Raw genomic sequence first — 25,122 nt, 5'->3', positions numbered from 1 at the left:
CACAAATCGGAAGGAGTGTCGCATGCGTCGTACGGGATTCTTAGGCGCAGTGTTGTTGTCCGTGGTGTTGTGCGTAGCCGGGGTTGCAGCGGCCACCGCCACGACCAACGTCGACCGGAAATTCGCCGCTCAGGGGACCGCAGCCGGGTTGACGGCCGACCAGATCGGAACACTGCAGGCCGAGGCCGACGGGTACTTGAGGGAACTCGGCGGCAAACAGGTCGCGTTGAACCGGGTCGAACTCGACGGGGCCACCATCAGGATCGCGCTGCCAGGCGAGACGCAGCCGCGCCAGATCGGTCCCGGAGCCCTCGACGTGAACTGCGACGGCGGCTATGCCGACTACCGCCATTTCTGCGCGTATCGGGGGAAGTCGTTCACCGGCTCGCACATCGACATGTACGCGTGCGGGGTGTACGACATCCCCGAATCATGGGTGGGCCCGGGATCGTGGGACAACAACCAGACGAAGGGCACTGTGGCGCAGATGATGAACGATGCTGGCAAAGTCATTTACCGGACGCCGCCGGCGCGCAGCGGGGACCCCAACGGAAGTTGGACACCGGTCGACCGGATGAGGAACTGCTGAAGCACGGGAAGTAGCGGAAAGCGGGGCGCACCCGCCGCGTAGCCCGCCCCCCGCCGTGTCACCCCGGCCTGCACCCAGGCCGGGGTGACACACAGCTATCTGCTCGCCCCCGCACGATGTGTTCCTTCAGCGTTGCCCCATGGTCACCGTGCGGCTGGCCCCGCCACCGGCTCGCGCCGCCGCACGCACGCGCTGTACTCGACCACACCACCCCTGACACCGACGCTTACCGGGCCCGGCCGACTCCTCCACGAACTCGGCCCACCCGCGGGAGCGGGGCGAGGTCGGCACCACCATCATCGACCATGCCGCGCCACCACCCCCTCGAACACCTCCAGGGCTTCGCAAGTGGGTGTCGGAGCCTAGCGCTCCGAGCACCAGGGCATTCCACTGGAACCTGGCACCGCCTGAGACGGCCAACCACCTCGCAACGCACGCCGCCAGCCGACTCCGCGATGCTGTCAAGGTCCTGCCGTCGGCATGGTCTGCTGCTTCGCTGTCGCGGGTCGGAGGTCAGTGGACTACGGGCCCGATGGTGGCACGGGCAGCGGGTTGTCGCCGTGGCCGACGTCGATGCCGCCGAGTACCGAGATGTCCAACGTTCCCAGCCGGTCCCGTAGCAAGTCGATCACGGTCCAGTCTCGGTCGGTGTAGTCCTCGCATCCGGCGAACCGGCCGAGGACGACTCCATGCAGGCCGTGCAGGGAGCCGGATTGGATGAGGTGGGTCGGAACCGGCCGGCTCAGCAGCGGCGTTCAATTCAGCCGGTTCGCCCCTGGTTTCGCACGCCGCATCCGCAGTCCTGCGGGTGTCCTGCCCAACACGGGTGAGTCAAGAGTGACAGGGACCTGCAAGGCACTTCCCTGGGACCGGTCGACGGCAATTCTTTCGAATCGATTCAAATTCCGCCTGACCGAGCACGATCGGCGGACGGATCGCCCCACATCAGGACCTGCACTGGAGGCACGGATGTACGAGGCTCCCGTTCTGCTGAAGCTCGGCACGTTCCAACAGCTCGCCGAGCGGACGTCCTTCGGGCGGCGCGGCGACGGCCGTCGTTGGCACTACTGCCCCGGCAAGCTGTGACCCGGCGACGGCGGTGGGTGCCGCGCGGTTCAGGCGGACAGCGCGTAGTGACAGGACGCGTCGTGGAAACCGTTGCGGGATTGGACGGTCGTGCCGGATTCGGCGGAGCCGATGAGCAGCATGGCGGCGTGTTCGAGGAAACGGCGGCGTTTGCCGTGTTCGTCGCAGTCGCAGTCGCGGTAAACCGGGGCCGCCCGTTCGTGGTGCGCCAGTCCCATGTAGCCCTTGGGGATGCCGAGCCCGTCGGCGATGCGGCACAACCGGTCGTAGTCGCGCACGGGGTGGCCGGCCAGGGTCGCCGAGACTTCCTCGATGTTCTGGCCGGTGGCGCGGCCGATGTGGTCCAGCGGCACACCGTGTCCGGCGAGCAGCCGGTAGACGTCGCCGATCTCGCGGCGGGCCAGCGCCTCGCGCATCGACGGCTGTTCCCACATCTGCGGGAGGATCGCCGACGGGGTCTCGGTGGCGGCCAGGGCCGCGTGCTCCGGCACCAAGGGACCCGGGGCGGTCATCGCCGTCCATTCCGTCCACGCCCAGCCGGACTCGCCGCCGTGCGCGACGGACCGGCCCGGTGACAGCCGCACGCCCCGCACGCCGTCGGTGGGCATCACGTAGGCGGTCACGGCGGTGTCGGGGACACGGCAGCAGGAGTCGGACAGGATCGCCGCGACCGCCTCGCCGCGCGGGCCGTCCCGCCAGTACACCTCCAGGCACCCGCCGGGCCGGGCGACGGTGCTCAACCACGCCGCGCCCTTCCACAGTGGGAACCGGCGCAGCAGCGCACTCCCGGCCGCCGCCGTCAGGTCCCGTGGGGCGCGGGCGGCGGCGTGCTCGCGCTCGTGCCACCGGTCGCGCACGTCGCGCCACACCGCCACGCACCCGGCCGCCAGCGGACCGGCCGCCTCGTGCCACCGAGGCCGGTCGAGCCCCAACAGCCGCACGACCGCCGGGGTCCCCGACAGTCTCAGTTCGAGATGGTGGCGTCCCGGCAGGGGCCGCACCCCGGGGATGCCGACCAGCCGGTCGCCGACTAGCCGGGGCAGCACCTCGCTCAGCACCTCGTCGACACCGTCGTCGGCGACCTCCAACGCCAGCAGCCCGTCGTCGGCGCGGGTCCGCCGCACCAGCGAGGTGGGCCTCAGCGGCCGGGCCCGCCGGCGTATCCCGTCCATCGCCCGCACCACGGCGGAGAACAACTCGGCCTCCAGCACCTGCTGGGCCACCTCCGACGCGGAGGCCACCAGCAGGTCGCCGGCACGCCACGTGCCCTCCCGGCGTTCCTGGTTCTCGGAGTCGCCGGTGCACCAGCGACGGTGGTCGTCGTGAACCGACGACGCGCTCACAACCTCTGTCGACACGACAGTCCTCCGCGCACGCCGCCCGGCCGGCGCTGCTGCAGATGAGGTTCCACGCGGACCACACGACCCCGCGATCGACGCGGACTCGGCGGTTCACACCACTGCCGGGTGCTTCGGAGGCACTCACTCCAACCGGGCGGAGGAGCCTCGGCGGCGTCCCGATCACCGCGCACGCCAACCTAGCCCACCCTGCACACCGATCACCCGGGCCCCGGCCGACCCCACCCGATCGAGCGACACCGCCGGCCAGCGCCCGACCCCGATCCCCGCCGGTGGGAGTCCCGGGCACCACACCAGCTCAGTTTGGACTGATCACCTATTCGCCGTCGGAACGGCCTCGCAGTGGCCAGCACATTAAGGAGACGATGATGGCGACGATCAAGCACTGCTCGAACCGGTGTCGATGGATTCGTCGAGGTTGTCGAGTTGTTGTTGAACGCGTTGGACGTCGGTGTCGCGGTCCTGTTCCCGGTACAGCTTCATCGCCTCCCGCCACACCGCGCGGGCCCGGTCGTGCCGGCCGAGCGCGACGTGGGGGTGGCCCGCGCGATCGAGAATGTCAGCGATCTCGTAGGCGTTGCCGTGGGCGTGGTACAGGCTGAGTGCTTGACGATAGTGATCGACGGCCTGTCGGTGATCGCCGATGCCGTGGGCGATGAATCCGAGGCTGCCCAGGGTGGCCGCCTCACCGTCGGGCTCGTGGTGGCGTCGGAACAGAATGAGGGCAGCCAAGGAGTGCTTGCGGGCGGTGTCCAAGTCCCCTGAGCGTGCGGCGTACCAACCGACGAGGTTGAGCGCTTCGGCTTCTCGCACGGGGTTGTCGAGGACGCTGTGGAGGCCGAGGGCATGTCGGGCGTGGTCCAACGCCCGCCGGTCGTCTCCCTGTCGTCCCCAGGCGGATGCGAGGGCCCGATGGGTGTGCGCCTGTTGTGTGGAGTCGTGGTGCTGTGCAGCCAGGGCGAGTGCCCAGTTCAGGTGCCCGATGCCCTCTTCATGCAGACCCAGCCGGGAACAGGCACGGCCGAGGTGTCGGTAGGCGCGGCTGCGAACGGCGGGATCCGGCACATGTGCAGCGGCCTGCACCGCAGTCCGCCACGCGATGAGTGCGTCATGCAGGTATCCCCGCCGGGCGTGGAAAACGTCCCATACCGAGGCGAGATGCCAGACGGTGTGGTTGAGGTTGAGAGCGGCGGCGGCACGTTGGGTCGCCAGGAGCGTGGCGTGCTCAGCTTCCAGCCAGGCCGCAGCAGCCGCGGCGTCGGTTAATGGGAGAGGATGGACACCGAGGGCGGGCGGGCCGGGTTGCAGGAGCGGACGGTGGGGATGCAGGAGGCGGTCGGCGGCAAAGGCGGTGTGCAGGTGAAAGTCCACCACTCGTACCAGGGCCATCCTCCGCACGTCGTCGGGCAGGTCGGGAACGGTGGTGGCGTAGGCGCGGACCAGGTCGTGCATCGCGTACCGGCCGCCCGGCCGTCGTTCAAGTAGGGACCCCTCCTCCAGTGCCGACAGCGCTCTGCGCGCGCGGGCGGGAGGCAGGCCTACAAGGGCGGCCACGGCGGGCGGCGTGGTGTCGGGACCGGGGGCGATTCCCAGCAGCCCGAACACGGTGCGCTGTTCGTCGGTGAGCCGGCGCAGGGACCAGGAGAGCACGGTGGGCAGACTCGCGGCGGGATCGGTGTCGTGGTCAAGCGCCTCCAGACCCAGTTCGCGCAGCTCCGCAGCGATCTCGGCCAGCCGGATACCGGGTCGGGTGGCCGCGTTGCGGGCGCTGATCGCCAAGGCCAGCGGGTGGCCGCCGCACAGCTCTACCAGCTCGTCGACGGCGTCAGGTTCGGCGGCAACGCGGTCGTCGCCGAAGCGTGCGGCCAGCAGGGCGCGAGCCTCGTGCCGGGCCAGGACGTCCAGGGGGAGGTGGCGGGCACCGTGTCGGTCGATCAGGGAAGCCAGCCGGTGGCGGCTGGTGACCAGCACGGTGCATGTCGGGCTGCCGGGCAGCAGCGGAACGACCTGGTCGGTGCTGGCGGCGTTGTCCAGCACGATCAGCATCCGCCGGCCCGCGACCAGGCTCCGGTACAGCGCCACCTGGGCGCCCGGGTCGGTCGGGATGCGGTCGGGTTCGACGCCCAGGGCGTCGAGGAACCCGCGCACCGCCGCCTCGGGTTCCACCGGCTCTCCGGTGGGGCTGAACCCATGCAGGTCCACGAACAGCTGCCCGTCGGGAAATCGGTTCAGGTTGCGGTGCGCCCAGGCCAGCGCGAGCCACGTCTTGCCGATCCCCCCGGCTCCCCCGATCGCCGAGACCATCAGCGTCGCACCTCCGACGGACAGGTCGGTGGACAAGCCCACGCAATCCTGGGCCTGCCCATTCGGGGCGGTGACCAGGGCCGCTGAGGTCAGAGCCTCGTCCAACCCCGCCAGCTCCGCCATCCGCCCTGCGAACAACCTGGGTGCGGCGAGCAGCTGGCACGGCACCACCCGACGTGTCGGATGGTGGAAAGTGACCGTCGCATCACGGCCGGCCTGCACCACCGTTCCGGCACCACCGACGATCGCGTGCTGAGCGACCGAGGCCATCACACCACCTTCCTCCGGGTCACCATCGGACACCGCATCCCCCAGCTCATTCGCGGTCCGATCCTGGTCGAACCGATCGACCACCACGCACATCACAAGCGGCACGGCCCGCTCCCACAGCGCAGAACTGCGGATTCGTGACGAACACCGGCCTGTCTCAGCGATCACCCGGAACGAGCAGCCCATGGACGTCCAACGGGTCGCCCGACCATGCTTCGCCACTAACCGCTGCTGGCCGAACGGACCCGGGAGAACCCATCACCCGGCCAACCGGCACCTCGCGGGACAGGGTCATTTGTCCGGCACAGAGCCCGATCAGGACGAGTCAGAACGGTGGTTCGGTTCCGCCCTTGCGTCGTCGCTGCAGCGCCCGTTGAGGCACGTAGTGCCGTACGGGCGCGGTGTGCAGCAGGGGCGCGGACGGTGCTGGAATGGGTGCGTACCAATCCTGCGGCCAGCACATTGGCCGGACTCGCCGCTGAGGAAGAGGTGATCACTACGACCTGCTCGACCGGCTGCCGCGCGACCATGTCACCTCCGCGATCCGACAGATGCTCACCGCTAACGGCGGGCTGCCCGACCGCAACGAACCCTTCGCCCAGCTACGCCTGTAGCTGCGGGAGCAACTCGCCGTACTACCCGCCGCGCGTGCGGATCCTGCGTCCCTTCACCGAGCGGCAGGTACTGCGCCATGCCCGCCGCCGCGCTGGACGGGCCGTTATACGAGCGGTGCCGCGGCCTCCGACCGCAACGACATTCGCGCCGCGATAACCCTGATGCACTGGCTCGACGCCAACGGGCTCAGCACATGGCCGCGCCACTCGCCAGGTGGCGCGAGCACCCCCACAGGACGGCGCGGGCGACGACGGTGGCGACCGTCTTGCACACGAGTGTCCGGGCACGCGGCGACGCCGCCGAAAGCCAGCGGCACGAACAGCACACTGCCGACCACCAACCTGGCGGCGTTCGATCCCGCGACGGCACCGAGTCGGCCGTGCCGGTGCAGCCGGGCGTACACCAGTGCGTCGATGACCTCAGGCGTCGTGGCTGCACCGGCGTTGTCTGCGGTGCTGGACTCTCCGCAGGTTGCCGTGGCAGGCGTCGTGGCGTTCACCGCCTTGGAAAGGTATCCGACCATCGCCGCCACCGTCCGCACCGAGTACCACTTCATCCCGGGTGACGTGCCCGGTGGTCGCACACGCATCGTCGTGGCCGACGTCGTGGTGGCGCTCATGCCGCACGCCTTAAGGAGCCTGTGGTCGCCGGTGTGTCGGTCGTGGGCTCGCCGGAGCGGTATGACCACAGCGAGCAGCCGTCAGGGTCGCCGTCATCCACGCGTCGACTCTGCTGTGATCAACTGCGGATTCCGCTTGGTTCTCGCGGGTGTGTCGAAGTTGACCTGTTCCAGCGGGAGGCACGAGCGGTGCAGGAGGTATTGCCCGCGCAGCCATTGTTCCTGCGTGGTGGCGTGCTGGTAACCGTGACGGATGGCTCGGTCGAACTCAACCGCCTCCGCCCTGGCCCTGCGGTCGTTGACGCGGATCCAGCGTCAGCCCGCGTTGCCGTGAAATGAGCAAGTTATTGTGGATATCCGATAACGATCGGCAGGTGTTGCGGACATACTGTTGGTGTGACACGGGGTGGCCGAGAGGTTACGGCAGGTTCAGACGGTCGTAGCATGTGATCTTGGGTTCGGTGGGGAAGGATCGCCCGCCGTGCGTCGGATGTTGACGTTGGCCGATCGGGAGGAGATCTCCCGTGGACTGGCCGAGTCGTTGGAATATAAGGAGATCGCGGTTCGGATCGGTCGTGACGCCTCGGTCGTGTCGCGGGACGTGGCCCGACACGGCGGTCGCGACGGGTACCGGGCGGTGATGGCCGACCGGGCCGCGGAAACCGCCCGGTCGAGGCCGAAGTCTCTGGCGGTGGACCGCGATCCGGTGCTGCGGATGCGGGTGGCGGGGCTGTTGCGGGCGGGTTGGTCACCGGCGTCGATCGCGGGCCGGTTGGCACGGGGCGAGGACGGCGAGGACGCTGTGCGGGTGAGCCACGAGGCCGTCTACCAGTGGGTCTACGCCCAACCGGTCGCCACCCTGAACCGGGAGTTGATCGCGCTGCGGACCGGCCGCACGGCACGCCGCGGGCCGCGTCCGGCACCGGCGCCACGCATCCGCGAGCCCCGTTACCTGGACGAAACGTCCCGCCGAGGCCGACGACCGGGCCGTGCCCGGTCACTGGGAAGGCGACCTGGTCATCGGCAAGGGCGGCCGCAGCGCGGTGGCCACGCTGGTCGAGCGCACCAGCCGCTTCCTGCTCCTGGTCCCGCTGCGCGGACGCGACTCGCTCACCGTCACCGACGCGATCATCGCCGCCGTCGGAGACCTCCCGACCTCCATCAAACGCTCCCTGACCTGGGACTGCGGCTCCGAGATGGCCCTGCACAAACAGGTGACCGCCACCGGGCTGCCAGTCTTCTTCGCCCACCCGCACTCACCGTGGGAACGCGGCAGCAACGAGAACCTCAACCGCATCGTCCGCGAGTTCCTGCCCAAGGGCGTCGACATCCCCTCCGACCCACGCTACCTCGCCGCCATCGCCGCCGAGATCAACGACCGACCCCGTAAGATCCACGACTGGAGAAAACCCAGCGAGGTATTCACCGAACTCCTCGAAGCAGATGCTCCCACCGACTGAACTCGCCTACGGGAGTTCGCCTTGCTGCGGGTCGGTGTGAGAGAACGTCGCGTCGGGTTCTGCCACGTGTCGGCCGGCGGCCTCACCCGAAACCTGGTCCGTAACGCCGCCCAACTGCTCGACCACCGCGACGCGGACGGCAACGTCGGGCTGGGCGCGATCGTTCCGACGATCTGCCGACACGAGGTCGACACCGGCACCGACGCGATCCGTCACGAGCTCCTCCGCGATCCTGCCGGCAAGCACCGGATGGATCTACCGGCAGCGATCAAAACTGGACGGTATCGGCCGCCAGCCGGCGTTGTGGCTCGACCGCCACCGGGGCGCTACGGACTTGGACCGACGCGCACGAATAGGACGAGACGGCCGCCGGACCGTATGCTTGCCCGGCAATTAGCCGGGTTCGTACTGCTGGCGAGGACGATGTTGGACTACTTCGACACTGCCGGCGTCGGCCTCCGCCTCCGGCGGACCGCCGGAACCGCCCTCCACCCGCTCGAAGCTGTCGCAATCGCCCGCAGGACGCTCACCGTCAACCCGGCGCCCGCCATCGACAGCATCGGCCGCTTCCGCAGAAATCAGGGGTTGGCCACGATCTCCTGATGTCGCAAGTCGTTAATTCGTAACGGGACTCGCGACACGGTGAAATTGAAATGCACAACAAAAGAGGAACGCGCTTCGGAGCTTTCGACTCCGACACGGGCGAAATGCACAGTGATACAGAGGGTCGACTCAAGGACCCTATTCCGGGACGGGAGTGTGCACGTTGAGTTGGGTTCTAGTTGCGTACAACAAGTCGGACGACGCTTTCGCCACGGAGGTGAACCTGCCTGCGGCGGTCGATTTGCCTACGATCAAGTCTCTCGTTGGAGATTATCCGAACCTTCATGCGGATTCGTTCCCGGTCGTCGGAGCCAGCCTCGACCGATTGATGAACACGTATGTGGAAGGTTTGGACCCGACAAGATTTGAATACTTCATCGAATTTCGATGAAGACGGCTGCGCGATGTGGCCGCCGCGCCGGAGGGGAAACGCGCACCGGCAGGACGGCGGGTCATGGCCGGTCGGACCCACTACCGCCGCCCGGCCGCGCCCGCCTGTCTACGCTCAACCTGTCGCATCAACTACCCGCCGGGTGGGTGCCTGCGGCCCGCGTCTGCTGTCAGATGGTGGCTGGTGGTGTGTCTGCGGCGCGGAGCGCTTGTGGGGCCAGGCGGCGGGCTTCGTCGGGCTCGGTGACGAGGTCTTTGTCGACCGCCGGTAAGGGGTCGGGGTACTGACGGGGGATCGTGGCTGTCAGGGCGTCAACGGGGATCCACTCGGGCACGGTGCGGATGGTCGCGACGAAGGAGGTCACCTCCCACGTGTGGAAGTTTCGGTTTTCCGACCAGGTGACGAGCCCTGCCAAGATCGCACCGAGCAGGGGGTGTGGTGAGGGCCGCTGTACGGACAGCCTGGACGGGTTCGGTGCCGTGGATACCGGCGGTGGGGTCCAGCAGAGTGCAGGAGTGGAACTGATCGCTGGTCCAAGCGTCCGTATGACACCACTGGCCAGGATCCGGGAGCGGGGTGAGGTTCCCCGAAAACTCGGAAAGGTGATTACCTGACTCCGGCCGGGGACGCGGGGACAATAGATGGTTCGACTTGCGCGGTCGAGGTGGCGTGCCGGCGGCCTGGGCGGTCGAGCACGTGCTTCGGATGCGAGTGCTGGCAGCTCTGACGCTCGCCCCACTGCGGCAGGCCGCGCTACGCCGCAGACCTTCCCGCCGTGCGCAGCGACGAGCCCGCCCTCCGCTTTGAGGCCACCGGGTGGTGGGCCGTCCCGCGCCTCCGCTCCCTGTCGGACCCGCCCCTGGTCGAGGTGGCGCTGGACGCCTGCCCGGAGCCCGGGGCGACCCTCCTGCGGACGCCGAGTCCACCCGAGGCGATCGGCGGTCTCTCGTGGAGCGCGTTGAGTACCGGGAACCTGGTGGTGGCGGCGTCCAGACCACCTCCGCATTGAGCGTCGCGGCCCATGATCCCAACTGCCCAACGACATTCTGTTGTAGCCACACGCCCGCACAGCGCGTGGACCGGCCGGTACGCGGTTCCTCGAACTACCGGGGTTCGGTGTCGTAGCGGCGGGGAGCCAGGCGTCGGACCGCCGCCGAGCGGCGGGCCAGCCCCAGCATGTGCGCGGTGCGGGCGTGGACTGCCAGTTCCCGACGCAGATCCGGCGGCAACTCTCCCTCGGGGTCCACCTGACGCTCGAACCGCTCCAACGCCGCCTGGGTCGCGTGGCCCGTGCGCGCCCGGCGGTCCGTCGTCCTGGCCCACGACTCGTGCGCCGCCGCACGCCGCCAACAGGTAGTTGTAGCGCGTGGTCTCCGAGTGACCGGCCGAACGCAGGGTCCGGTCCCAGTCGCGGAGGTAGCCCGACCAGGTCGTCGACAGGCCGGTGGTGATCTTGTCCAGGTCCAGCAGGGGCATCGCGGAAACTCCCCGAGTCAAGGTGTCGCTGAGCGGCGTGCTTGACCCGTCCGAACATCCCAAGATCACAAAAAGGGGGCCTTCGCAGTATCTGACCTGCGAAGACCCTCTTGGCAGTCGGGACGACAGGATTTGAACCTGCGACCCCTTGACCCAATGCCGCTAAGTTAGTGTCCTTACGGTAGAATTCAGCCATGGCGCGTGCTGGGCAGAAGAAAGCGTCGGTTGCGGTCGGCGAAGATGTCCGGCTTGTCGACCGGGTTTCGCTCGGTGTTCTGGCCGAGGTGGTTTCGCGGGACTTGATCGAGGAGGTCCTGGACGAGACCGGGAAACGCGAGCAGCGGACGCGTCTGCTTCCGGCGCATGTGATGGTGCGGTTCTGTCAAGCGATGTGCCTGTTCTTCGACGACGACTACGAGGAGGTCATGCGGAAACTCGTCGGCTCGTTGAAGTCGATGGGGTCGTGGCGCGGTGAATGGCATGTTCCGTCGACCTCGGCGGTGGCGCAGGCACGGCAGCGTCTCGGGTCCGAGCCGTTGCGCGTGTTGTTCGAGCGGGTCGCGGTGCCGGTCGCCGGGCCGGGTGCCCATGGGGCATGGCTGAGGTCGCGGCGGGTCATGGCCGTGGACGGTGTCATGCTCGATCTCCAGGACACGCCGGAGAATGTCGCGGAGTTCGGCAAGAGCGGAAACGACCACAAAGCAAGTGGGTTCCCCCAGGCGTTGGTGGTGGCGTTGGCCGAATGCGGGTCGCATGCGATCGTCGATGCCGTGATCAGTGGCTACCGCGGTGACGAGAAAGCCTTGTCCCGATCGTTGCTCGGCTCGGTCGAGGCCGGGATGCTGGTCACCGCCGATCGGAACTTCTACAGCTACTCGCTCTGGGAGGATTTCCTCGACACTGGCGCCGACCTGCTCTGGAGGATCGGCTCCGGGGTCGAGCTGCCCGTGCTGAAATGGCTTTCCGACGGCTCCTTCGACTCGATCCTGCTGAACCCTCAGGTCCGCGCCGGACGACGCCGACAGGTGATCGCCGACGCCGCCGCCGGGAAGACCGTCAGCCCCGAGCAGGGATTCCGGGTCCGGGTTGTGGAATACGAAGTACCCGACCGGGAGGGCAACGGTACCGGCGAAGTGATCTGCTTGGCCACCACTATTCCGGAACCATCGGAAGCCACTGCCGCCGAACTGGCCTGGTGCTATCACCAGCGGTGGGAGATCGAGTCCGTTTTCAACGAGATCAAGACGCATCAACGCGGTAACGCCCGGATACTGCGGTCGAAATCGCCGGACATGGTCCGTCAGGAGATCTGGGCATTCCTGCTCACTCATTACGCCATCCGCAGTCTGATGAGCCGGGCTGCCGACGAGGCCGATGTCGACCCCGACGAACTGTCCTTCATCCGCACTCTCCGCGTCGTCCGCCGCCAGGTCACCGCTCAGGCGGATTTTTCCCCCTGACCACCGCTGGCGAGCACTTGTCGACACCTTCGAGGAAATCCTCTGGAGACCCACACGAAGACGTCGCAACCGTACCTGCGCTCGCGTTGTCAAACGCGGACGCCACAACTCCTACCGCGTCAAACGACCTGAACACCGCAGCATCAGGCATGACGGAACACCGACCATCAAGCTCCGCTCACCCGCCCTAACTTAACGGCATTGCCCCTTGACCCCCAGTCGTAAAATGACTGAGCGCCGTGCTCGGGCCTGTTCTTCCAGGTCGTGTCCTAGTGTAACTTGCCGAGTAAAGGGGTCTATCAAACCGCAATTCTGATCATGGAATCCGTTGAGCCCGATCAGGTCGGTTATCCCGGTGCATGCCCCCTCCGAACTACGACGGACGTGCCCCGCGTGCAAGCAGGGTGCGGGCCCGTTGGCTGCGCATCCCAGCGAATGGCTATCCAACTCGAGCTGCCAGTCGTCATTGCACGCCGAACTCCGAGCCCAAGGCCGGCGGCACTCCCGCAAACGCGTCGCCCGACTACTGCGGCAGACCGGACGGTCGGGTCGCGCGCCGAAGCGGTGGCGCACCACCACCGTCCCCGACCCCGTCGCGACCGTCCCACCGGACCTGATCCGACGCGACTTCTCCTGTGGCAACCCACAGCGTTCTCGTGCCCCACAGCGCCCGATCACGCGCACATGCTTTCGAACGGATCTTGCACCGCCCTACCGCTATGACGGCTTCCCGGGCGGCATTTGCGCCTGTCTATGTGAAACCTTCCTCGATGCTCTTGAGGATGTCCGACACCGGCTGCGCGACGTCCTTGCTGCGGTAGGCCAGGTCGCGGATGTCGGCTAGTGCGTATCGAACGGCAAACCGGGAGCGTACGTTCGGCGACTCCAGTACATCTACGGCCTTCGTGACCCGCTTGGCCAGTTCCACCCGATCCGCGGGCGGCAGGTCCTCGCTGTTGAGGGTCAGGCGCAAAACCTCGGCGAGTCGGGCGCCGTAGGTGGAGGTGTGGGTATTCTGGAAGTCTTTGATCACCGTGTTGATCGGCTTGTTGATGAAGGTCGTCGGGCCGTGGATGGTGATGTTCTCCAAGGTCCCGTGCGCGATGACCACATTCCGCCCGTGGAACTCGGTTTCCCGCAGGGCTTTCTTCGCCGCACCCACTTGCGCCAGCGCAGCCTGGTCCGCCCACGACGCCGATGCCGCCAGTGCTTCCAGCGCCGCCGCGCCGCGTAGCACCGGCTGGCTGGGGTCGCGGCTGTCGGAGCGGTCGTAGGCCTGTTTCGCTTGGTAGTCGGCCGGTATCTCGCCTACCGCCCGGTGGATCAAAGTGAACAGCTCGCGGAATGACGCCGGGTCGGCCGACTTGATCGGGAAGATGATCGTGTCGTCGTCGCTGCCACCGAACAGGGCGAGGCACGGGAAGTGGTCGGGCTCGACTCCGAGTTCGCGCGCTACCTCGTAGAGACCGCTCTTGTCGTACGGCGAAGAGTTCAGCCACCGCATCACGGACATCGTGCGAAGCAGGGCCGGCTCAAGGTGGGCGCGCCAGTACTTCTTGGCGCGCTTCCAGTCTGGGGGGCGTTCGACCACGAAGATGCGCAGAAGCTTGCCGGACATGGCGTTGAGTTCGTCGAAGTGCGTGCGGACGTACGTCGCCACCTCCGCGTCCTCCTCGGTGTAGAGCAGCGCGCCCCACAGCCTGGGCCACGCCGCCACCTCCAGCGCGGCGGCCACGTGCAGGACGTCGAACAGCTCCTCAGGTCTGCCCAAGGAGCCCAACTGGTAGCAGGCCTCCGGCGGCACCTCGGCTTTGACCAGCACCAAGTCGCCGGACTCCAGTACCTCCGCGAGCGCCGCCTCGTCCGGCAGGCGCTCATGGGTGACGGCGTCCTCGACCCAGACCTCCACCACCTTCGTTCCGTCCTCGCCCGACGTGTCCAGAGCGAGCCGCGCAAGCTCGGCGACTGTGGTGCCCGAATCGACTTCCAGCGCCAGCAAGCCGGAGGCGATGCGCGCGTCCGTCTTGTCCCACCGGGCAGAGTCGTCGGGGGTGATGCGGTGAGTCAGCGCGTATGCGGCGTTGTGCCCGAGCGTGCCTCGGAGCAGCGCGTGGTCGTCTACCCAGACGATGGCGTCGAGCTGCATGGGGTCACTCATCGGGTATCAGCACCTGTGTCGGTTGATGGAGGTGATGGACCGCGGAAGTCGGTGACGAGTCGTCGTCGTCCATCGGCAGCTGGATTCTCACGTCGGGACTCAGGTGAACATCGACGAGACGCTGTCTACGATCACCGAGGCCGGCGTCGCGATGTCGGCAGCCCTCGACACGATGCGGCCAATCCTGGTCAACCTCCGCTCCACCGCCGCGGGCTCGTCCGTGTCCGCCGCCGTGGCGGCCTCCTCGACCAGGCGCGCGGTTTCCTCACGTTCCTCGTCGGTGAGGTCCTTGCTGCTCAACACGAGACGCAGCAGCTCTGCCAGCTGCTCGCCGTGCACTGTGTTGTGGGTGTTCTGGAAGTCCTGGACGACGGTGTTCTGCGGCTTGTTGATGAACGTCGTCGGACCATGGAAGTTGAAGTTTTCGGTCATCTCCACCCCTGGCGACTCGAATCCGGACCGACAACGTAGCGAAGATTCACACCGCGTTGTGGGAGATCGGCCTGTGCAGGCTCACTGTCGCGGTACTGTCCATGTCCTCGGCAGGGATCTACGGCAACGCTCATGCCCGCCTGTGGGGTGTCACCGGCAACGACGTCCCGGATCACCGGATCGGCGACTGGATCCTGTTCCACACCGATGGGCTCGTCGTCGCCGAGGTGGTGATCCTCCACAGGTTCGAACACGAAGGCGTGGCAGGGACGATCTGGCCCGGCAGGGCATTCGGTGACAGGGCTCTCAGTCACATCGTCGCCTTGGGGAACATCCGCGTGTTCGATCCTCCACGCGCCGCAGCCATCGCGGAGGTGACCACTAGTGACGTTCCCGACCAGGCCGTGCTCGTGCCGCCCAGACTCCGCAGCAGGTTTGAGCCGCTGCCTTTGGGCTGGGTAAAACGCAGGCGGCTGTCAACACCGAGCATCGGTGTCCGAACCGAACGCCGCCCCGACCTGCGTGCCGACTTGATCCGCAGCCTGCGACACATGCGGCTCCACCACAACGAAAGGCAGCCCGGCAGGCACTTGCCCTTGACGCTGCTGTGGGCGATCGGGCGTCTTGCCGGGGACGAGCCTCGGCTGCACGCTTGGAGCGACTTCTCCTCCGAGGTCGAGGCTCTGCTCGACGAGTTCAAAGAGGAAGGAGCGTCGGCGACTCCGGAGGTCCCGTTCTGGCACCTGCGAGGTACCGGCTTTTGGCAGGTTGAGGGCATCGAGCCGACTCCGAGGTTCAAGCCCAGCGCCTCGGTGTTCGACGCGGTGGGACCGAGCGCGGGATTCACCGAGGACGTCCATGGTCTCCTGGACGACGACACCGCACTGCGCACGAAAGTCGTCAACCTCATCCTCACCCAATACTTGGCCGCCATCCCGGACCGCACAGCACTGCTCGAACGCGTCGGACTCGACGAGCAGACGACCGCTCACGGGACAGGCACGAGGACGACCTCCTCCCCCGGTCCGGCGGATCGCCGGTCGATCACGAGGTCGGAGGTCACCCGCGACTCGGCTCTGGCGAAAGAAGTGAAGGCATTGCATGAGCACCGGTGCCAGTTGTGCGGCGATCAGGTGCTCACTGCCCGGGGGCCCTACAGCGAGGCTGCACACATCCGGGGTCGGGGCTATCCCCACTGCGGTCCGGATGTGCTGGCGAACCTGTTGTGCCTCTGTCCCAAGTGCCATGTCCTGTTCGACACCTTCACGATCTACGTCGGCGCTGACGACAGGGTCCGGAACATCTGGCGCGGCGAGCCGGTCGGCACACTGCGCAGGCACCCCCGACACGCGATCGACGACGCGCACATCAGCTACCACCGCGAGGCATGCGCGATTGCCGGACCAGACGACGAGGTCAGTGGATGAGCAGGGCGACTCCGCCAGATAGACACCCGCCCCGCACCATCTCACTAGGACAGGTGGACAACGGAGTTGACCCGCTCGACGTACCTGCTCATGTTCCGCGGTAGGTGCACCCGGATGTGCACGTCTCGCGTACCGTGACCGCGGACAGGGTGGGGAGGGCGGCTGACAGGCGATCCCAGATCCACACGGCCAGGTTCTCGCTCGTCGGGTTCGACAAGCCGTCGACCTCGTTGAGGTAGTGGTGGTCGAGTCGTTCCTCCAAGGGCTTGAACGCCGCCTTCACCTCACCGAAGTCGACCACCCAGCCCGCCTTGGGTTCGACTGCACCCTCCAAGCGGACGGTGACCCGGTACGAGTGGCCGTGCAGCCGTCCGCACTTGTGCCCTTCCGGTACCTCGGGCATGCGGTGGGCTGCTTCGAACGTGAACTCCTTGAACAGCTCCATCAGCGGGTCCCCAGGTACTTGTGGGTTTGCAAGGACAGCGACCAGCGAGGATTGGCGAGGCAGTAGCTAATAGCGGCCTTGGTGTTGTCGTCGAGGTTGTGGTCGTCGAGGGGCTGGAGCCGGAAGGAGCGGAAGTCCAGGTGCTCGAACCGGGCAGGATTGACTCCTTCCTGCGGGTAGACGAACTTCAGCTCGTCACCGGACTCCACCACCAGTTCCGCCCCGACCTTCGGGCTGACGCAGAGCCAGTCGATCCCCGGTGGCGGGACGCGGGTGCCGTTGGTCTCGACGGCGACCTCGAACCCGCGCTCGTGCAGCGTCTGCACCGCTACCTCGTCGAGTTGAAGCAGGGGCTCACCGCCGGTACACACGACAAAGCGCCTGGCCTTGCCTAGCGTGGGCCAGGCCGCCTCGACCGCGTCGGCAAGTTCCGCCGGCGTGGCGAACCTGCCGCCGCCTGGCCCGTCGATGCCGACGAAGTCGGTGTCGCAAAACCTGCACACCGCCCGCGCCCGGTCCTTCTCGTGTCCGGTCCAGAGATTACAGCGGGAGAACCGGCAGAACACGGCCGGTCGGCCGCTGTGCGCGCCTTCACCCTGCAGCGTGTAGAAGATCTCCTTGACCAGGTAAGTCACGCCACTGCACCCCGGTAAGCAACGGGGTCCTTGATGCCGCACTCGGCGAAGCCCTTCAACCGCAGCAAGCACGTGTCACAATGGCCGCAGGCGCGGCCACGGTCGTCCGGGTCGTAGCAGCTCGACGTGAGCGAGTAGTCCACACCGAGACGAGTTCCCTCACGGATGATGTCCGCTTTCGACATCTCGATCAGCGGAGAATGCAGCCGCAACCGCTCCCCCTGTTCGACGCCCGCGCGTGTTCCCAGATTGGCTGTCGCCTCGAAAGCCTCCATGAATTCTGGACGACAATCCGGGTAACCGCTGTAGTCGACCGCAGTGACACCGGTGAAGATGTCAAACGCGCCGACCACCTCGGCGTAGGCAGTTGCGAACGCAAGGAAGATGGTATTACGGGCGGGGACATAAGTAACCGGTATGATATTGGAGTCGATGTCGTCGACGATCCGATGCTTGGGCACCTCCACGTCCGAAGTCAGCGCCGACCCACCGAAAACCCGCAGGTCGATAGTCGCAGTGCGATGCTCGGTCGCGCCGAGCGCCGCTGCGACCAGCCCGGCCGACCGCAACTCCGTTCGATGCCTCTGCCCGTAGTCGAAGCTCAACGCGTACGACTCGAAACCCTGGTCCTTGGCTATCGCCAAGACCGTGCAGGAGTCGAGGCCGCCACTCAACAGAACGATAGCCCGCCGCGCCATGAACACCTCTCTTATGACTTCGGAATCGACCAGTCACTGATCACCCGCTTCTACGGCTTACCGGACGAGCGAGGTGATGTAAATACCAGGCGCGCAATGCGCAATAGTGCGGTCCTACTGACCTGAGGCGACGAAGCTAGCCTGTACGGCATGAACCGACCCTATGACCTCGCGTGTTCGGACAGGTGGTGAGCACGAATGTGAGCAGAACTCTCTTCGTGATCCCGTGCGGAGCAGCGAAGCTCTCCCGGCCGAGCCCCGCTCGAACCCTCTACACAGGGTCGATGTTCCAGTACTGCCTCACCGTGGTCGAGGAGGAGGCCGAACTGTCCGGCACCGCAGGCCGCAGTGCAGCGGTGAGGATCCTGTCAGCGCGGCATGGCCTACTCGACCTGGACACGCATGTCGAGCCCTACGACCGGAGGATGACGGACCGGGATGCGGTCCCGACGACAGTCGTAGCCGACCAGCTGATGCCGTTGGCTGAGGCTGGCGACACCGACATCCACACTTTCCTCCCACGCCCCTACCTCGCCAGGCTGCTGGCCGCCCACGAGATGATCGAACAACGCGGCCACTCCATCCGCGTCCACGATCACTACCTGGGCACCCGCGGTATCGGCTACCAACGGCAGGTACTGGCCACGCTCCGCTCGACTCGGGGCACGGACGACTCTCGCGCACCTTGGCGCCGCCCTGTCTCGGACGGGCAGGCGGAGCCGGGTGCCCGGTCAGGAAGCGACGGGTAGTTCGCGCGCCCGCCTCTTGTGCTCGTTTCGAAGCGTGCGGAGCGAAAGGTAATAAGGGCTGTGGGCGTTATCGGCGATGTTCAACGGAAGGACCTCGCGCTGGATGAGCTCGTGCTCCAGCTTCCACGGCTCGTCATCGAGGGTGAACGCCACGCGGGCATGAGCACCCATCCACTTGCTGAGCCGGTCCTCGCCCGTCTTCGTAAAGGTCAGTCGCGTGCCGCTGCCCACACGGCGAAGTTCGATTCCCAACTGCTCCGCCAGGTGACACCCCAGGGTCAACCGCAGCGTGGAACCGTAGGCGTTCCCCCCGAAGTGGTAGCCGACGCGTTGACGAAGGTGCTGCTTGCTCGGCCGCGCACCATTCGCAGGAGGTGCCTTCGGCGCGATCCCCACGTACAGCAGCGTCCCGAACTCGCCGACACGGCATCCTTCGGTCGGCACACCCGGCGGCACCTCGTCGAAGTACCAGGCATAGACACCCCGTCGAGCAGGCACCACGGACCTCCTCGACATCGCCTCCCCACGCGGATACACCTGTTCCGGAGTCAGCAGCCCTTTCGCTAGGTCCCTGTAGACATCCTCTTCCACAGCACTCCTCCCCTGAAGCTCGACGCCAGCACTTCGACTACGCGCCGCTCAACGGTGTACCACACGGGTACGACACTCCCGGCCGATGAACGACGACCACATCCGCGAGCCCTTACGCCGGACGGGAACAGAGGACGACAGTTGCGCCGTCGTCGATCGGAGTCGCACGATCGCGTCGATCACATGAGGTCGGCGTGCCATTTCGAGGTTTGGCCGAGGTGTCGGTACCCAACCCACTCCTGAGCGATGCGGCGCCCCTCAGTAAGCAACCGCACAGCGGCATCATGGTGCTCTGCGGGTAGCCAGCCGACCAGTTCGCGCGCACGAGCCCTATCCACCGCCTTGTCGTTCGCCCGCCAGCTCCGGCCCAGCGCGAACAGCTCGGCGTAGAGGTTCACCGCAGGGCGAACGGACGGCAGGCCCTCGACGGACGCGGTGCGCCGGGCGGAGTCCGGGATGCGCAGACCGGAGAGGTCGAGATCTCCGAAGTAGCGAATGCGGCGGATCTCGTGGTTGTCGGCGATGGATCGAATTGACGAAATGAAGCTCGCACCGAGACCCCACGCGATGTGCCCCAGGTTGTGCAGCGCTGGCAATGCCTTCACGATCGACCACCACGTCGCACTGTTCTCCACGACCAGCAGCAGATCTCCTTCGCCGACGCGCGTCAGATGGCTTGGGGTAACTTCCTCAAGCAGTTGCCTGCTCAGCAGCGGTGGCGGGGTCGCCACGGCCCGCAGGAGGTGCAGGAGTCGTTCCTGGTCGCCGAACAGCGGTCCGGTGCGCATCCCGTCGAGTGCTTTTTCAGGCGACTCGAAGTCCTCCTCGGCGCCGAACAAGCTGAATATTTCGAGAGCGCGCTCCCGCAGCGGCACGATCGTCGCCGTGTCGGGATTGCTCAACAACCACCGGTTGATAGCCACGTACCGCACGCGCTGCTTGTCCGTGACTGTCGGCCAGAAGTCCTCCAGGTCATACAGCAATCGGTGCCATCGTGGCATCGGTGGAACGATCTTCGGCGTCTTCGCGGCCGTGGGCACGAGTTTGACCTTCGTCGGCAAATCGATCCGCTCGAGGTCGGTGGCCTTCACCGGGGCGACCAGTTGGCGCTCGACTAGGACGGACAGGCTCGCGCGGATCATCGCGGTGACCCCGTCGTCGCCCTCCCTACGCTGGTAGACCTCGCCGAAGCAGCGGCGCACCTCGACGATGGGTACTTCCTTGTGGGTAGTGCCAGGCCAGTTTCGCACTGCGGCGCACTTCAGGAGCTCCCTGTAGAGAGCGTCCCCGAGCCGGTCAATCCGCTTCGCCACGACGCCGCTCCGGAAGGACGACTCTGGTGGTGGTGAGAACACCGGTCCCGTTCGGTACCGCGAGCGAATCCAGGTGCAGTGCGATCCGCTCGTGCACCGACAGGTACTTGCGCCCGGCACGTAGGTCCGCGTCGTTGCGCAGCCGCACGATCAGCGGGAAACCGCCCAGCGCCTCTTCCTCGAATAGCCCGGTGGTGTAGACGAGCTGGACACCGAGCGCGGCAGCCACTCCACGTTGTAGGTCCAGCAGGTAGCCAGCGGATGCCCGACCGATGGGGTTGTCCAGGAACAGGACCCCGGAGTGGTGGTGGCGGGTCCTGCCCTGGTTGTTCGCGCGGAGGGCCGCCATGGTGCAGTAGAGGATGATCGCAGCGGTGAGGTGCTGGCCTCCTGAGAACACGTCGCGGACCTCGGAGATCCGGACGCGCTCGGCACGCAGCACGGCGTCCGGCTTGAGCATCGTCACCTTGAAACCCTTGGGCACTGCGGCCCTGACCGCACGCAGCACGACCCCGAGACCGTCGCGCTTCCCGTTGGTCTTGTGCCGTTCCACCGCGTCGTCGAGGACCAGGCCTAGTTGGTGGGCGAGCAAGTCGCCTTCGACAGGTGTGCAGCCGATGCGTAGAAACTCCAACCCGGTCCAGTCGCCCAGCCCTCTGGGAAGTTTGGAGAGCCGCTGGGCCGTGCGCAGTCTGCGTAGCGCACCATCCACGATCGCAGTCAGCCGCTCGATGATGACCGACCGGTGCCGGTCGACCTGTTCCAAGTCGTCGGTCAACGACCGCAGGCGCGGTCGCAGCTGTTGGGCCCACTCGGCCGCGTGGTCCGCCATAGCGGAAAGCCCCACCCCTGGGATCTGCGTGCGTGCCGGGATCGAAAGTGACTCGAACCTGCTGTCCCTGGCGCGTTGGTCGAGCCGTTCGGCATGCGTGCGCAATGCTCGGTGCGCGTCCTGTGCGACTTTCTGGGCCACTGCGGTGGCACGACGCAGTTCTCCGTAGCGGCTTCGGGCTGCGTCGACGTCACCCCTGAACGGTTCGACACCAGCAGTATCGATGTCCGATTGGTCGTCCGATGCGGCGCGGTGGGCATCGGCAATCGTCCTGAACGCGTCGGCTACCACCTCGGCCTTGCCCAACGCCGTCCGCGCCGCTTCCAGGTCGGCGATGCGGCGCTCATGCGATTCGCCGGTGTTCTCGACCGTCTCGGTGGCCTCGGTGACCAGTACTTCTCCGTGCTCTGCGTCACGTGGCTGGAGCGAGCGGTCGAGCACCACGGTGGGTGCCGGGAGTTGCTCCAGACGCGCGCCGCACGCCGCAGCCTTGTTCGACGCGTTCCGGTAGTCCCGGTCAGCGGATTGGAGTCGGCTGCTGGCCTGCGCAACCGCGGAGGCCCGGGACGCGGCGTCGGCACCATCCGTGGATTCGAGCAACTGCCGGGCGATGTCGCGGATGACCGAGGGCTCGTCCTCCCACTCCCGGCGCGCCGTAGTCGCCTTAACCTCGGCCGCCTGCAACTCCTTGAGCTGGTCGTCACCGACTTCGGCCTTGTCATAGACGCGCTGCGCCTCACGCAACACGTCCCGCAGCACCGCGACTGGTTGATCCGGAACCGGGGCGTCGGGATTGACCGCGGTGTCGCCTTGGATGTTGTCGATCTCGTCACGGGTCCTGGCCGCCAACGCGCGTTGGTCGTCGGCTCGACGTTGGCGGACTGCGACGTCACCACGCAACCTGCCGATGTGCTTGAAGAATTCTTCTGCTCGTGTGGTCTCAGCTTCCACTTGGCCACGGGCTTGGGCAGCGTTCCTCTTCCAGATGTCCGACTCGCGGCTCTTACCAGCCAACTCTGTGAGGCTGCGGGAGCGTTCCTTGAGCAGGTCGAGTGCCTGACGCAGTTCTGCGAGTAGTTTTTTATGCGCGTCACGCGCCTCGACAGCACCGACGAGGACGCGCTCGCGGTGCTCGACGGCCTGATCGGCGTCTCGCAGTGCGGCTTCGGCCGAAGTGACGGCCTCGGCAAGTCCTGCCAAGGTGCCGCTCGGGTATTCCGCACGCCATGCCGACAGCCTGGCCGCCAGTGCCCGGTCCGCGCTGTAGGTGGCGTCCAGTTCGGCCAGTCTGGCCTTCCGCGCCGCATGTTCGTTGGCGATCCGCGTCTGCTCTGCCTTGGCCGCCGCGGGGTCGAACAGCGCTGGATTGGGCGGGGCTACGAACCCGGCGGTCGAGCGGAGGGAGAGATCGAAGGCCGCGTCCACCACCATGTCGAACGAGTGTGATGTCGCGACGGTGACGATCCCGCTGGGGTGGTAGCCGTGTTCAGCGATCACCTCGCGGGCACGGTCGAGGTGTTCGGGCTTGTTGACCAGCACACCTCCCGCAAGATGGGGCAGGTGTCGAACGAGTTCCGCGCGGGTCGACTCGTCAGAGTGGTCGGCAACGTAGTCCCACCCGGTTCCGCAGGCGATTCCTTCCGACTCCAGCAGGCGACGGATGTGTGCGACCTCGTGGGGCGGTGGCAGGAGCGCTTCGGGGGTCTCCTCCCAGATCAGGCGGGCGGGTTCGTCGGCCGCGTCCGCGACCCTCAGTTCAGTCCGCTGCTGGTCGAAGTCGGCCTGAGCCTTCGCAAGCTGGTCGAGCAGCGTCTCGACGTCGTACTCCAGCATGACGTCGTCGGTGTCGAGCAGTTCGATCAGGCGCGGCTCGCGACCGAGTGCCTCCGCAGCCACCTCGGCCCGGTTCAATACGGTCACTGCGTTCTCGTGCCGGCTCCGCGCAGCGACCTGCTTCCCCTGCGCCTGCAGCAACTCGGTTTGGGCCACTCCGACCTGGGCTTCGAGTGCGTTCAGCCGTCCCGCGTTCTCCTCGATCTCGGCCGAGTCGGTCCGGACGCGGTCCGCGAGCGACACCGCGTCCTCATAGAGCGAGGTGACCGATGTGATCAAACCCGCTTCCACGGCCGCTTCGACTTCGGCGTCGACACCGGCCACGCGCTCGTTGAGTTGTGCTGCGAGCGCGGTGGCTTGGGCGGCGGCGGCGACCGCGGTGCGCCACGACTCAGTCGTGCCCTCGACCACCTCCTTCAGCTTCTCGAGTTGGGCGTCCTCGTGCTCAGCTTCCGCGATAGCGGCGTCTGCCGTGACCAGGAGAGCACGTGCCAGTGCCCGGGACTTCGTGTCACGCGCCTCCAGTGCCATCCGTGCGGCGTCTTCACGCTGCCCGACCACCTCGCGCAGTGCGGCAGCGTGCTCGGCGGTTGTCTCGTGGTCCATGAGCTTGCGGGTCGCCGCCCAACCGTTGATGACGCGTTCGGCGTGCTCCTTCACACCGGCCGCGGCATGCTCCGCTGATCGAGCAGCGTCCAGTCGCAGTGTCTCGGTACGGTGCGCCAAGGCGGCGTGGATGTCCTGCGCGCGACGCAGTGCACCCGCAGCGTTCGAGACCGCAATGGTCAGTTCTCCGATGTGCTGCTTTCGTTGGTCCAGCAGTCCGTTCTCGTGAACGACTCGGGCGATCAACCGGGTAACGAACGCGTCGAGTTCGGTGGACGCCTCGGCGGCGACGGCATCGGCACGCACCGTGGCCGATCGCTGCTCGGCCAACGGATCGAGTAGTTCGAGCACTTCCGCCACGAACGCGCGCTCCAACTCCAGGTCGTTGCGCTTGGCAATCTTCTCCGCGTGCCCCGCGATGGAGTCGGCGAGGTCTTCCGCGTCACCGTGTGGGAGGACGGCCTTGAGCAGGAAGTCGACGAACGCCTCGTCCGTAGTGAACGTGAACGCGTCGGCCGCCTCACCCTCACCAGCATTCATGTCCCGCTGGTAGCGGAACAGCTCAGCGTCCAGCCCCAGGTCGGCGAGCCGCTGTCCCCACTTCCAGTGCTTGTCCGCCCATTCCAGTTCGAGGGCTGGATCCTCCTCTGCGAAGTCGTCGAGCCTGGAGCGGAATTCAGTCGCGACGAGATTGTGGCCGTCCTCGGCGAAGGGCAGCGTCGTGATGTCGACGACGCTGTTAGGGCGCAGGCTGTACCAGAGGTCCACGAGGTTGTCCTCGCCGGACTGCGGGCCGCGTCGACGCCAGTCCGACACCTTGCCGGTGAGCAGCATGCGCCCGGTCCTGGTGTGCATCCACTCCAGCACGACATGCGCAACGTCTTTGCGATCCACGAACTTCTCCAACACCTTCGTGTTCGAGGTGCCGACTACCTGGCGTTTGCCTGGCAACATGACCGAGAAAATCAGCTTGATCAACACAGATTTGCCGCCGCCGTTCTCCAGGAACAGGATGGAGGCAGGCGAGGGCCGGCGGACTTCCGGTTGACCGAGCATCAACTGCTGGTCACGCACTGGGGTGCCTGCGCCGGACAGGTCGATGACGACATCCTCGTACCGAGCACCGGGCGGGCCGACGGAGTACAGCCTGACCTTGGAGAGTTCGTACATCG

Annotated in this window: 19 protein-coding genes and 2 pseudogenes; 7 read left to right on the top strand and 14 right to left on the bottom strand. The window is 66.8% G+C overall.

Features of this window, described 5'->3' with window-relative positions:
• Positions 1–49 precede the first annotated feature (49 nt).
• Entirely contained in the window at positions 50–589 is a 540-nt protein-coding gene (locus BN6_RS10260; RefSeq protein ID WP_051075493.1) for a hypothetical protein, read from the top strand.
• A gap of 521 nt (positions 590–1,110) precedes the next feature.
• On the opposite strand, the gene BN6_RS43460 is transcribed toward BN6_RS10260, so the two are convergent.
• The 4 genes from BN6_RS43460 to BN6_RS10245 form a co-directional block, all read right to left on the bottom strand.
• Complete coding sequence (locus tag BN6_RS43460; protein ID WP_269454353.1) at positions 1,111–1,308, bottom strand: hypothetical protein; 198 nt, start codon at positions 1,306–1,308, stop codon at positions 1,111–1,113.
• A gap of 396 nt (positions 1,309–1,704) precedes the next feature.
• The gene (locus tag BN6_RS10255; protein ID WP_015099529.1) at positions 1,705–3,033 is read right to left on the bottom strand and encodes a hypothetical protein; all 1,329 of its coding nucleotides are present in this window, start codon (positions 3,031–3,033) and stop codon (positions 1,705–1,707) included.
• A 378-nt stretch (positions 3,034–3,411) separates the two neighbouring features.
• Positions 3,412–5,607, bottom strand: a complete 2,196-nt coding sequence (locus BN6_RS10250) for an ATP-binding protein (protein WP_015099528.1) — start codon at positions 5,605–5,607, stop codon at positions 3,412–3,414.
• Positions 5,608–6,325: 718 nt separating this feature from the next.
• Entirely contained in the window at positions 6,326–6,841 is a 516-nt protein-coding gene (locus tag BN6_RS10245) for a hypothetical protein (RefSeq protein WP_015099527.1), read from the bottom strand.
• A gap of 490 nt (positions 6,842–7,331) precedes the next feature.
• On the opposite strand from BN6_RS10245, the pseudogene BN6_RS50375 reads away from it, so the two are divergent.
• From BN6_RS50375 to BN6_RS50135, 3 genes and pseudogenes are all read left to right on the top strand, one after another.
• Positions 7,332–8,301 (top strand): annotated as a pseudogene (locus BN6_RS50375) (IS30 family transposase).
• Positions 8,302–8,322: 21 nt separating this feature from the next.
• Positions 8,323–8,904 carry a hypothetical protein gene (locus BN6_RS45480; RefSeq protein WP_015099524.1) on the top strand — a complete coding sequence of 194 codons (582 nt, stop codon included), beginning with the start codon at positions 8,323–8,325 and terminating at the stop codon, positions 8,902–8,904.
• Between the two features lie 38 nt (positions 8,905–8,942).
• Positions 8,943–9,071, top strand: a pseudogene (locus BN6_RS50135) (hypothetical protein); the annotation flags it as partial.
• 393 nt (positions 9,072–9,464) lie between these two features.
• Here BN6_RS50135 and BN6_RS10225 read toward each other — a convergent pair.
• On the bottom strand, positions 9,465–9,710 hold the full coding sequence (locus BN6_RS10225; protein WP_148302805.1) for a hypothetical protein: 246 nt from the start codon (positions 9,708–9,710) through the stop codon (positions 9,465–9,467).
• 688 nt (positions 9,711–10,398) lie between these two features.
• The gene (locus BN6_RS48515; protein ID WP_231905179.1) at positions 10,399–10,542 is read right to left on the bottom strand and encodes a hypothetical protein; all 144 of its coding nucleotides are present in this window, start codon (positions 10,540–10,542) and stop codon (positions 10,399–10,401) included.
• A gap of 423 nt (positions 10,543–10,965) precedes the next feature.
• Between BN6_RS48515 and BN6_RS10220 the strand changes: the two genes are divergently transcribed.
• The gene (locus BN6_RS10220) at positions 10,966–12,231 is read left to right on the top strand and encodes an IS4 family transposase (protein ID WP_015098774.1); all 1,266 of its coding nucleotides are present in this window, start codon (positions 10,966–10,968) and stop codon (positions 12,229–12,231) included.
• 751 nt (positions 12,232–12,982) lie between these two features.
• Here the strand turns inward: BN6_RS10220 and BN6_RS10215 are convergent.
• Both BN6_RS10215 and BN6_RS10210 read right to left on the bottom strand, forming a co-directional pair.
• Positions 12,983–14,377 carry a hypothetical protein gene (locus BN6_RS10215; RefSeq protein ID WP_041312502.1) on the bottom strand — a complete coding sequence of 465 codons (1,395 nt, stop codon included), beginning with the start codon at positions 14,375–14,377 and terminating at the stop codon, positions 12,983–12,985.
• A gap of 111 nt (positions 14,378–14,488) precedes the next feature.
• On the bottom strand, positions 14,489–14,821 hold the full coding sequence (locus BN6_RS10210) for a hypothetical protein (protein WP_015099520.1): 333 nt from the start codon (positions 14,819–14,821) through the stop codon (positions 14,489–14,491).
• A 56-nt stretch (positions 14,822–14,877) separates the two neighbouring features.
• On the opposite strand from BN6_RS10210, the gene BN6_RS43435 reads away from it, so the two are divergent.
• Positions 14,878–16,248, top strand: a complete 1,371-nt coding sequence (locus BN6_RS43435; RefSeq protein ID WP_084672613.1) for an HNH endonuclease — start codon at positions 14,878–14,880, stop codon at positions 16,246–16,248.
• Between the two features lie 88 nt (positions 16,249–16,336).
• Here the strand turns inward: BN6_RS43435 and queD are convergent, their stop codons facing one another.
• From queD to queC, 3 genes are read right to left on the bottom strand one after another with little or no spacing between them, the layout of a single operon-like run.
• Entirely contained in the window at positions 16,337–16,693 is a 357-nt protein-coding gene (gene queD, locus BN6_RS10200) for a 6-carboxytetrahydropterin synthase QueD (RefSeq protein ID WP_015099518.1), read from the bottom strand.
• Complete coding sequence (gene queE / locus BN6_RS10195; RefSeq protein WP_015099517.1) at positions 16,693–17,328, bottom strand: 7-carboxy-7-deazaguanine synthase; 636 nt, start codon at positions 17,326–17,328, stop codon at positions 16,693–16,695. The genes queD and queE overlap by 1 nt, the downstream gene beginning before the upstream one ends.
• Positions 17,325–18,026 carry a 7-cyano-7-deazaguanine synthase QueC gene (gene queC, locus BN6_RS10190; RefSeq protein WP_015099516.1) on the bottom strand — a complete coding sequence of 234 codons (702 nt, stop codon included), beginning with the start codon at positions 18,024–18,026 and terminating at the stop codon, positions 17,325–17,327. The genes queE and queC overlap by 4 nt, the downstream gene beginning before the upstream one ends.
• Positions 18,027–18,199: 173 nt before the next feature.
• Between queC and BN6_RS10185 the strand changes: the two genes are divergently transcribed.
• On the top strand, positions 18,200–18,775 hold the full coding sequence (locus tag BN6_RS10185) for a DUF6884 domain-containing protein (protein WP_331712635.1): 576 nt from the start codon (positions 18,200–18,202) through the stop codon (positions 18,773–18,775).
• On the opposite strand, the gene BN6_RS10180 is transcribed toward BN6_RS10185, so the two are convergent.
• From BN6_RS10180 to BN6_RS10170, 3 genes are all read right to left on the bottom strand, one after another.
• Positions 18,758–19,366, bottom strand: coding sequence for a GIY-YIG nuclease family protein (locus tag BN6_RS10180; RefSeq protein ID WP_231905177.1), 609 nt, complete (start codon positions 19,364–19,366; stop codon positions 18,758–18,760). The genes BN6_RS10185 and BN6_RS10180 overlap by 18 nt on opposite strands.
• A gap of 179 nt (positions 19,367–19,545) precedes the next feature.
• On the bottom strand, positions 19,546–20,679 hold the full coding sequence (locus BN6_RS10175; RefSeq protein WP_015099513.1) for a Wadjet anti-phage system protein JetD domain-containing protein: 1,134 nt from the start codon (positions 20,677–20,679) through the stop codon (positions 19,546–19,548).
• Complete coding sequence (locus BN6_RS10170) at positions 20,663–25,120, bottom strand: coiled-coil domain-containing protein (RefSeq protein WP_015099512.1); 4,458 nt, start codon at positions 25,118–25,120, stop codon at positions 20,663–20,665. The genes BN6_RS10175 and BN6_RS10170 overlap by 17 nt, the downstream gene beginning before the upstream one ends.
• Between the last annotated feature and the right edge of the window lie 2 nt (positions 25,121–25,122).

The organism is Saccharothrix espanaensis DSM 44229, assembly GCF_000328705.1.
Lineage (GTDB): Bacteria > Actinomycetota > Actinomycetes > Mycobacteriales > Pseudonocardiaceae > Actinosynnema > Actinosynnema espanaense.
Note: the sequence above shows the minus strand (reverse complement) of the source record. Positions and strands in the feature narration are given on the sequence as shown.